General features: G+C 68.6%; 10 protein-coding genes. 5 read left to right on the top strand and 5 right to left on the bottom strand.

The annotated features are described in order from the left end of the window. The 5 genes from FV242_RS17345 to tam all read left to right on the top strand — a co-directional run. A partial coding sequence (locus FV242_RS17345) for a GyrI-like domain-containing protein (protein ID WP_147939779.1) occupies nucleotides 1-642 on the top strand: 642 nt, incomplete at its 5' end. A gap of 387 nt (nucleotides 643-1,029) precedes the next feature. Next, nucleotides 1,030-1,791, top strand: coding sequence for an endonuclease III (gene nth / locus FV242_RS17340; protein WP_147939778.1), 762 nt, complete (start codon nucleotides 1,030-1,032; stop codon nucleotides 1,789-1,791). Nucleotides 1,792-1,884: 93 nt separating this feature from the next. Beyond that, a complete protein-coding gene (gene trpS, locus FV242_RS17335) occupies nucleotides 1,885-2,949 on the top strand; it encodes a tryptophan--tRNA ligase (RefSeq protein WP_147939777.1) in 1,065 nt (354 codons plus the stop codon). Further along, complete coding sequence (locus tag FV242_RS17330) at nucleotides 2,946-3,647, top strand: haloacid dehalogenase type II (protein WP_147939776.1); 702 nt, start codon at nucleotides 2,946-2,948, stop codon at nucleotides 3,645-3,647. The genes trpS and FV242_RS17330 overlap by 4 nt, the downstream gene beginning before the upstream one ends. Before the next feature lie 24 nt (nucleotides 3,648-3,671). Then, entirely contained in the window at nucleotides 3,672-4,454 is a 783-nt protein-coding gene (tam, locus tag FV242_RS17325) for a trans-aconitate 2-methyltransferase (RefSeq protein WP_147939775.1), read from the top strand. A 168-nt stretch (nucleotides 4,455-4,622) separates the two neighbouring features. Here the strand turns inward: tam and FV242_RS17320 are convergent, their stop codons facing one another. The 5 genes from FV242_RS17320 to ilvN all read right to left on the bottom strand — a co-directional run bounded on the left by FV242_RS17320 (nucleotide 4,623) and on the right by ilvN (nucleotide 8,808). Then, entirely contained in the window at nucleotides 4,623-5,276 is a 654-nt protein-coding gene (locus tag FV242_RS17320) for a pyridoxamine 5'-phosphate oxidase family protein (protein ID WP_147907182.1), read from the bottom strand. Nucleotides 5,277-5,444: 168 nt separating this feature from the next. Beyond that, on the bottom strand, nucleotides 5,445-6,464 hold the full coding sequence (gene ilvC / locus FV242_RS17315; RefSeq protein ID WP_147939774.1) for a ketol-acid reductoisomerase: 1,020 nt from the start codon (nucleotides 6,462-6,464) through the stop codon (nucleotides 5,445-5,447). A gap of 36 nt (nucleotides 6,465-6,500) precedes the next feature. After that, nucleotides 6,501-7,166 carry a TetR/AcrR family transcriptional regulator C-terminal domain-containing protein gene (locus FV242_RS17310; protein ID WP_246692748.1) on the bottom strand — a complete coding sequence of 222 codons (666 nt, stop codon included), beginning with the start codon at nucleotides 7,164-7,166 and terminating at the stop codon, nucleotides 6,501-6,503. Nucleotides 7,167-7,244: 78 nt separating this feature from the next. Next, a complete protein-coding gene (locus tag FV242_RS17305) occupies nucleotides 7,245-7,889 on the bottom strand; it encodes a glutathione S-transferase family protein (protein ID WP_147907181.1) in 645 nt (214 codons plus the stop codon). A 376-nt stretch (nucleotides 7,890-8,265) separates the two neighbouring features. Continuing rightward, nucleotides 8,266-8,808, bottom strand: a complete 543-nt coding sequence (gene ilvN, locus FV242_RS17300) for an acetolactate synthase small subunit (RefSeq protein ID WP_007561879.1) — start codon at nucleotides 8,806-8,808, stop codon at nucleotides 8,266-8,268. Nucleotides 8,809-8,813: the final 5 nt, after the last annotated feature.

Genomic DNA, 8,813 nt, shown 5'->3' with positions numbered 1-8,813 from the left:
GCGCCGTCCCCTGCCCAGACCAGCCCGCTGCCGACCACGACGGCGCCCAACCCGGTCGCCGACCCGACCAAGAGCGCCGCCCCGGCGCCGCAGCAGGCGATCGCTCCGCCCCCCGCCGGCCAGGCGGCCGTCGGCACGCCGGGGCGCCCGACCCTCATCGAGAAGCCCGGCGAGCCGGGCGACGTCGATGAGGTGACCCTGCCGGCCAAGCCCGCCGCGATCCTCTCGGGCAAGACCAAGTGGGAGGAGGCCATCGTCAACCTGAGGCAGGCCTTCGCGCGGATCGAGGCGGATCTCGCCAAGGCCGGCATCGCCCCCGCGGGCCGGCCGCTGGCGGTGTTCACCCGCACCGACGACGACGGCTTCGAGTACGAGGCGATGATCCCGGTGGCCGCGCCCCCGAGCCCGGCACCCGCGGAGGCCGACGGCCTGCGTTTCGGCACGACCCCCTCCGGCAAGGCCCTGCGCTTCCCGCACAAGGGCTCCTACGAGTCGATCGACGGCACCTACGAGACCCTGACGGCCTATCTCGACGCCAAGGACATCGTCGTCCAAGACCGCTTCATCGAGGAATACGCCACCGACCTCAAGGACGGCACCGACGACAACCTCGATGTGAATATTTTTGCATTGGTGAAGTAGGTTTCGAGAGGCGGTCACAACAAGAATTCTTGTTTCTTTTGGCGAGCGCGATCTGGCCGGGACTCTCTCAGCAGCCCTGTCATCCCGGGGCCGCGAAGCGGAACCCGGGATCGATGACCGCTGACCGTTCAAGATCTCGCGCCGTCGGCGGCTCTGGGTTCCGGGCTCGCCTGCGGCGTCCCGGAATGACAATGCGCCTTATCCGGTCATCGAAAAATCGCCGAAGGACGAATGGGCTTCGGCGATGCCGCGATCTGTCAGAAATCGCTTCCTCGGCACGATGACCCAGTAACCGCCTACGAATATCTCGCAGCCTTGGTCGATGGACAGATCGCCGCTGTATTTGGCACCCCGGAACAGTGGTGGCGGCTTGGGGATTCCCCGTGCATGCCGACCTCCCTCTTCCCGACCGCCACTGCGTCCGCGCCGCGTCGTAAGTCCGTCGCCGCGCCGGCCGACCCGGCGGTCACCGACAAGGCGCGCGCGGTCCATGCCAGACTCTGCCCGGTCTACGGCTGCCCGATCCCGTACTTCCACAGCCTCGATCCAGCGAGCGAGCTGATCTCGTCGCTGCTCTCGCACCGGACCCGCAACGCCGAATCCGGGCGGGCCTTCAAGGCCTTGCGCGCTCGGTTCCCGGACTGGGAGGCGGTGATCGACGCCGATGTGGCGGAGATCCAGGCTGCTATCGCCGGCGTGACCTGGCCGGAGCTGAAGGCGCCCCGGATCCGCGACGTGCTGGTGGCGGTGCGCGATCGCTGCGGCAGCCTCGATCTGGCGTTCCTGGCGGGTATGGACGTCGCGGCGGCCCGGGCCTGGCTGGAGGCGATCCCGGGAATCGGCCCGAAGACCAGCGCGGCGGTACTGTCGTTCTCGACCCTGCGGATGCCGGCCCTGCCGGTGGACAGCCACCACCACCGCGTCGCCCAGCGCCTCGGGCTGATCGGTCCGCGGATCGATGTCGGACCCTCGCATGCCATCCTTCGGGCGCAACTGCCCGCGGACTGGAGCGCGCAGGACCTCTACGACAATCACGAGATCCTGATGCTGCACGGCCAGCAGGTCTGCCATCATCGCCGTCCGGCCTGCGGGCGCTGCGTCCTGGTCGATCTATGCCCAAGTGCGGCGCTGACGGCCCGGGAGCCGTGAGCGCATCCTTGACCGGTCCCGGCCGCGGGTGCGAGTAACCCCGCGCCCGGCAGGCGCGCAGCCCCGGCTATGTACTGCTCAGGATCGGCGCCGATGGCCACGTTCACCGAATTGGTCTTCTCGGGCGTCCAGCCCACCGGCAACCTGCATCTCGGGAACTACCTCGGGGCGGTGAAACGCTTCGTGGAGATGCAGGCGCGCGACGCGCAGTGCCTATACTGCGTTGTGGATATGCACGCGATCACCGTCTGGCAGGACCCCGAGGCCCTGCGCGGCCAGATCCGCGAAGTCACGGCCGCGTTCCTGGCCGCCGGCATCGATCCCAAGCGCGCGATCGTGTTCAACCAAAGCCAAGTGCCTCAGCACGCCGAACTCGCCTGGGTGTTCAACTGCGTCGCGCGGCTGGGTTGGCTGAACCGCATGACCCAGTTCAAGGAGAAGGCCGGCAAGGACCGGGAGAACGCCTCGATCGGGCTCTACGATTACCCGGTGCTGATGGCAGCCGACATCCTGGCCTACCGTGCCACCCACGTGCCCGTGGGCGAGGACCAGAAACAGCACTTGGAGCTGACCCGGGACATCGCCCAGAAGTTCAACACCGATTTTTCGGGCTCGATCGCAGCGCATGGCCACGGTGAGGCGTTCTTCCCGCTGACCGAGCCGTTGGTCGGCGGGCCAGCCGCGCGGGTGATGTCGCTGCGGGATGGGTCCAAAAAAATGTCCAAGTCGGACCCGTCCGACAACGCGCGGATCAACCTCACCGACGAAGCCGACACCATCGCCCAGAAGATCCGGCGGGCAAAAACGGATTCCGATCCGCTGCCTTCTGAAATCGCGGGGCTCAAGGAGCGGCCGGAGGCGGACAACCTCGTGGGGATCTACGCCGCACTCGCCGGCATCACCCGCGAGGAGGTGCTGCGCGATTTCGGCGGGGCGCAGTTCTCGACCTTCAAGCCGGCTCTGGCCGACCTCGCGGTGACGAACCTGGCGCCGATCGCCGGCGAGATGCGCCGGCTGACCGCCGATCCGGGCCATATCGACGCCGTGCTGGCCGACGGCGCCGGGCGGGCCGAAACGATCGCGGCGCAAACGCTGGACGCGGTCAAGGACATCGTCGGCTTCGTACGCCGGAGCCCGAACCTTCAGGCGGTGCGGTGACGGTCCGGGCGCTCGTCTTCGACGTCTTCGGGACGCTCGTCGACTGGCGCTCCGGGGTCGCCCGGGAGGCCGGGCGCCTGCTCAACGCTCACGCGCCGGCGCTCGATGCCGGCGCCTTCGCCGATGCCTGGCGCGGATGTTACGGCCCGTCGATGGAGACCGTGCGCTCCGGCGCGCGTACTTACGTCGATCTCGACACACTGCAGGCGGAATCGCTCCCCGGCGTGCTGGCGCAGTTCGGCATCGCGGGTGTGCCGGACGACGTGCAGCGGGAGCTGGTCCAGGCCTGGCACCGGCTCGACGCTTGGCCCGAGGTGCCGGACGCGATGCGCCGGCTGCGGGAGCGTTACCTCCTGGCGCCCAACTCCAACGGCCATGTCCGGCTCATGGCCGACCTCGCCCGGCGCAACGGCCTGATCTTCGACGCGATCCTGGGCGCCGGCTATTCCCGCGACTACAAGCCCAAGCCCGCGCTCTACCGCGACGCGGTGGCGGCGTTCGGCTTCGCGCCGGGCGAGACCCTGATGGTCGCGGCCCATTCGAACGACCTCGCGGCGGCGGCCAGCTACGGCCTATCCACCGCCCACATCGCCCGGCCCCACGAGCACGGGCCGGCCAGCGGCGAGACCGCGCCGACTGTCCCGGTCACGTACGCGGCCCGGGACCTCGCGGACCTGGCCAATCAACTCGGCTGCTGACGGCGGAACACGAGGGGGAGCAGGATGGCCGATTGGAACCCCGCCCTCTACACCCGCTGCGAGGACGAGCGCACCCGGCCGGCGGCCGAGTTGCTGGCCCGGGTGCCCCTCGACCGGCCGCGCCTCGCCTACGATCTCGGCTGCGGCCCGGGTAATTCCACCGCGTTGATCGCGGCGCGCTTTCCCGATGCGGAGGTCATCGGGCTCGATACGTCTCCGGCGATGCTGGAGAGCGCCCGGGCCCGCCTGCCCGGCCTCGGCTTCGCGCTCGCCGACGCCGCCACCTGGACACCGGAGCGGGCGCCGGACCTGATCTACGCCAACGCGGTGCTGCAATGGCTGCCCGACCATCCGGCGCTGCTGCCCCGGCTGTTCGGTCTCCTGGCGCCCGGCGGCGTGCTGGCGGTGCAGATGCCCGACAACCTCGCCGAACCCTCGCACCGCCTGATGCGTGAGACCGCCTCCGCCGGCCCCTGGGCAGCGGCGATCGGCGATCCGGCTGTGGCCGGGCGCCTCGGCCGGATGCTGGACCCGGCCGGCTACTACGACCTGCTGGCGCCGCTGGCATCCGACGTGGATGTCTGGCGCACCGCCTATCACCACCCGATGGCGGATGCAGTCGCCATCGTGGACTGGGTCCGCGCCACCGGGCTGCGGACGTTCCTCGATCCGCTGCACCCGGATCAGGCGGCCGGGTTCCTGGCGGCCTACGAGACTGCCATCGAGACCGGCTACCCGCCCCGCAGCGACGGAAGGCGCCTGCTGGCGTTTCCACGGGTGTTCATCGTGGCCCGTAACGACGGGTAGCGGCTCCGGCTTCGGCGAGCACGGCTGACATCGCGCGCTCCATCGGATCGTCCCGCACCGTCATTGCGCGCCTTGCCCAGCGATACACCCCTTCCGGCGATCGTGCGTTGCCCTGGGTTGCTTCGCTCACGCTCGCAATGGACGGTGAGCCGTGCGTAGGGTGTTCGTTCAGGCCTCGCCGCGGGCGACGAGCGCCTCGTACTCGGCGACTTCAAGTTTGCCCTCTTGAGCGACCCGGGCCTTGTCCGCATCGCTGATCACGTCACCGGCGAGGTCAAGGCGCTTCCAGGAGGCCAGCGGGGTCTCGCGGCCGGGGGTCGGGACGTACTTGTTCTGCTCGAGCTTCTGGTACTTGTGGATGTAGCGCGGGCAGTTGACCCAGATCTTCTTCACCGCGACCTTCACCAGGTACTTGGCCTCGGTGTACTCGGCCATCAGGGCGTCGTCGCGCAGCAGCGTGGCGTGGCCCTGGACGCGGATCCGGTGCGGCGTCTCGAAGTCGATGAACAGCAGGCCGACCTTGGCCTGACCCTCGATGTTGCCCATCGAGTAGAACATGCCGTTGCCGTCGAAGCCCGGGAAGGCGAGCGTGTTCTCATCGAGCACCTTCACCACACCCGGGGGTCCGCCCTTGTACGAGACGGTCGGCATCCCGTCGGGATCGACCGTGGACAGGAAGAACATATCCCGGGAGGCGATGAAGGCGCCCTCGTCCGGCTGGATGCTCTCGTGGACCCAATCCTCGTCGAGGCGCACGGCGAGCTTGGTGGTGCCGAACTCGGTCTGCAGCGCCCGGTGGGCGTCCGAATAGAGCGATGCCATGGCGTGTCCTCTCCAACCCTGTCCGGTCCTCATGCAGCCGGGACCGCTGGGGCGGTTATTGTCGGGAAGGGTCGCGTTCGGCAACCGCCAATAGAAAAGGCCGGCCTCGCTTTCGCGTGACCGGCCCCCGAGATGCGGCCGGGCAAAGCCCGGCCGCCAAATCCCAAATCAATTGCGGCTCTTGTCGACCAGCGCCTTCTCGGAGATCCACGGCATCATGGCGCGGAGCTTGGTGCCGACCTCCTCGATCGGGTGGGTGGCGAGCTTGGCGCGGGTCGCCTTGAACGAGGTCTGGTTGACCTTGTTTTCCAGCATCCAGTTCCGGGTGAAGGTGCCCGATTGGATGTCGTTGAGCACGCGCTTCATCTCGGCCTTGGTCTCAGGCGTGACGATGCGCGGGCCGGTGACGTACTCGCCGTACTCGGCCGTGTTGGAGATCGAGTAGTTCATGTTGGCGATGCCGCCCTCGTAGATGAGGTCGACGATCAGCTTCACCTCGTGCAGGCACTCGAAATAGGCCATCTCGGGGGCGTAGCCCGCCTCGACCAGGGTCTCGAAGCCGGCCTTGATCAACTCGACAAGGCCACCGCAGAGCACGGCCTGCTCGCCGAACAGGTCGGTCTCGCACTCTTCCTTGAAGGTGGTCTCGATGATGCCGGCGCGACCGCCGCCGTTGGCCGAGGCGTAGGACAGGCCGAGATCGTGGGCGTTGCCGGAAGCGTCCTGGGCGATGGCGATCAAGGTCGGCACGCCGCCGCCGCGCAGGTACTCGGAGCGGACGGTGTGGCCGGGGCCCTTCGGGGCGACCATCAGGACGTCGAGGTCCTTGCGCGGCTCGATCAGGTTGAAGTGGACGTTGAGGCCGTGGGCGAACAGGAGGGCGGCGCCCTGCTTCATGTTGCCTTCGAGGGACTCGCGGTAGATGTCGCCCTGCAACTCGTCGGGGGTGAGCATCATCACGACGTCGGCCCACTTGGCGGCCTCGGCGACCGACAGGACCTTGAAGCCCTCGTGCTCGGCCTTCTTGGCCGTGGCGGAGCCCTCGCGCAACGCGATGACGATGTCCTTCACGCCGGAATCGCGCAGGTTGAGCGCGTGGGCGTGGCCCTGGCTGCCGTAGCCGACGATGGCGACCTTCTTGCCCTTGATCAGGTTCAGGTCGGCGTCGCGATCGTAATAAACCCGCATGTCGGTTTCCTCTTCAGGTGCTGGTTTCGGGTGAGGTTAGGCTTTGGCCTGGCCGTACAGGGCCAGGAACTGCTCCACGGCGCGCTCCGCATCGCGCCGGATCTCATCTGCATCGAGGTCGAGCGCCTCGCCGAGCAGAAGTCGGATCTGAATATCGCGGCCGACGAGGCCGAAGAAGGTCCGGAACGCCGCCTCGCTGTCGGCGAAAGCGAGGAGCCCGGCGGTGCGCCCGGCCTCCAGCACCGGCTTCACCCGCTCACCGATGGCGAAGCGACCGTTCGCCAGTACGATGCCGCCGAGGTTGCTCTTGCGCGAGCCGGCATGGGCGACGGCGATCCGGTTCAGCGCCACCGAGGTGCGGCTCGCGATCACCGTCAACCAGGAGACCGCGAAGTCCTGAAGATGCTCCCGCAGGGTCGTCCCGTCGAGGGCTTGCACGGCCTCGCGGCCGGCATGGACCCGGGACGCCTGCCACCGCACGGTGGCGGTGAGCAGGCCGTCGCGGTCGCCGAACCATTTGTACAGCGTCTCCTTGGAGCAGCTGGCCCGGCGCGCGACGGCGTCCATGGTGAGTTGGTCCCCGTCCTCGACCATGAGGGCGAGCACGGCATCGAGCACGGCCTGCTGGCGCACGGATGGCGACTCGTGCGCCTGGGCGCCCGCCTCCATCGTCTCCTGCCGCTCTGCGAGGCTCGACCGCATCGTTCCCAGTACCGTACCGTACGGTACGCTCGATAGAGCGATTCGTCCTACGCCGCAAGGGGCCGGACGACGCTGGATCTACGCTGGCAGGGACAGCCCCTCGCGCCCGAACACCGCCTGCACCGCCGGCCGCTCGGCGACCCGTCGAGCGTGTGCGTGCCACGCCGGAAAGCGCTCTGCCATATCGAACTTGATCGACGACCCGGACGCCCAGACCCAGAACACCATCAGGTAGGCATCGACCACGCCGTAGCGATCGCCCACCGCCCAGCCGCCGTTCGAGAGCCGGACCTCGGTCATGGTGCAGAGGTCGCCGTAGGTGTCCGCAGCCTTGGCACGGATGCCGGCGAAGGCGTCCTCGTCGGCGGTGTAGCGCTCGGGGCGACGGACATGCGCGTAGGCGACGTGGTGGTTGGCGGCGAGCCAGCCCAACCACTCGTCGGCCACGGCCTGCGCGCGCAGGTCGGTCGGCCAAAAGCCCTTCTCGGGCACGGAGCGGGCGACGTGGCGCAGGATCGCGGCGCACTCGGTCAGCACCCAGCCGTCCTCGACCAGAGCTGGCACACGGCCGCGCTCGTTGATCGCGAGGTATTCCGGTGCCCTCTGGTCCCCCGCCGCGAGGTTGAGCTTCACGCCCTCGAACGGCAGCCCTGATTCTTCGAGGATGATGTGGGCGGCCAGTGAGCAGGCGCCGGGGGCGTAGTAGAGGGTGCGGGTTGTCATGCGGGCGCTTTGCGGTCTTGGAATCAATAGCAGGCAACCCGGGATTACCGTCTCGGATCCGCGAACCGGGAGGCCTGCAGGCCGATCAGTGTCGCGACCCGGGGGCGAGCCTCGGCGAGAACCACAGCGGGTGCCGTGCCAAGGCGTCTCAAGATGCGGGTACGCTGATCGATCGCGCGGATTTGATCCGTCGGAGCCGCGCCCGCACCGACGGAGCCGGGCGGCAGCATCACTTCCGCGGCCAGGGCTCGCTAATGCGCCTGGTGCGCACGGCTCAGCCGCGCGGCGAGATCATCGCCCCAACGGGTGACCTCGGCTTCCATGGCTCCGCATCCCACGAGGACGGCGGAGCATAGCAGATCCGAGCCTTTGGCCCCTACAGCGGCTCCGACCCGCGCCCCATGGCGCTGATGCCGGTGCGGCAGATCTCGACCAGGCCGATCACGCTCATCAGGCGCACGAACCGGTCGATCTCCTCGGTCGCGCCTGTCAGCTCGAACACGAAGGAGTTGAGCGTGGCGTCGAGCGTCTTGGCGCCGAAGGCGGCGGCCAGGCGCAGGGCCTCGCTGCGGTGCTCGCCTTCGCCCTTGACCTTCACGAGGCAGATCTCGCGCTCCAGCGCGTTGCCCTGGAGCGTCAGGTCCACGACCCGGTGGACCGGCACCAGCCGGTCGAGCTGCGCCTTGATCTGCTCGATCACGGCGTTGGTGCCGGCGGTCACGATGGTGATGCGCGAGATGTGGCGCGCCTCCTCGGTCTCGGAGACGGTCAGGCTCTCGATGTTATAGCCGCGGCCGGAGAACATGCCGGAGATGCGGGCGAGCACGCCGGGCTCGTTGTCCACGATCACGGCGAGCGTGTGCCGGTTCACCGGCTCGACGCGGACGGCGTCGGGATAGTGGGTGTTCATCGCGTTCATCGCCG

This window comes from Methylobacterium sp. WL64, assembly GCF_008039945.1.
Taxonomy (GTDB): domain Bacteria; phylum Pseudomonadota; class Alphaproteobacteria; order Rhizobiales; family Beijerinckiaceae; genus Methylobacterium.
The sequence above is the reverse complement of the archived record's forward strand: the minus strand, read 5'-3'. Positions and strand labels throughout refer to the sequence as shown.

Bases quoted from the DNA above. Each gene is read 5' to 3' on its own strand.
- nth (WP_147939778.1), top strand. From the start codon at position 1,030: ATGCCGACCTCCCTCTTCCCGACCGCCACTGCGTCCGCGCCGCGTCGT.
- trpS (WP_147939777.1), top strand. From the start codon at position 1,885: ATGGCCACGTTCACCGAATTGGTCTTCTCGGGCGTCCAGCCCACCGGC.
- tam (WP_147939775.1), top strand. From the start codon at position 3,672: ATGGCCGATTGGAACCCCGCCCTCTACACCCGCTGCGAGGACGAGCGC.
- FV242_RS17320 (WP_147907182.1), bottom strand. From the start codon at position 5,276: ATGGCATCGCTCTATTCGGACGCCCACCGGGCGCTGCAGACCGAGTTC.
- ilvC (WP_147939774.1), bottom strand. From the start codon at position 6,464: ATGCGGGTTTATTACGATCGCGACGCCGACCTGAACCTGATCAAGGGC.
- FV242_RS17310 (WP_246692748.1), bottom strand. From the start codon at position 7,166: ATGCGGTCGAGCCTCGCAGAGCGGCAGGAGACGATGGAGGCGGGCGCC.
- FV242_RS17305 (WP_147907181.1), bottom strand. From the start codon at position 7,889: ATGACAACCCGCACCCTCTACTACGCCCCCGGCGCCTGCTCACTGGCC.
- ilvN (WP_007561879.1), bottom strand. From the start codon at position 8,808: ATGAACGCGATGAACACCCACTATCCCGACGCCGTCCGCGTCGAGCCG.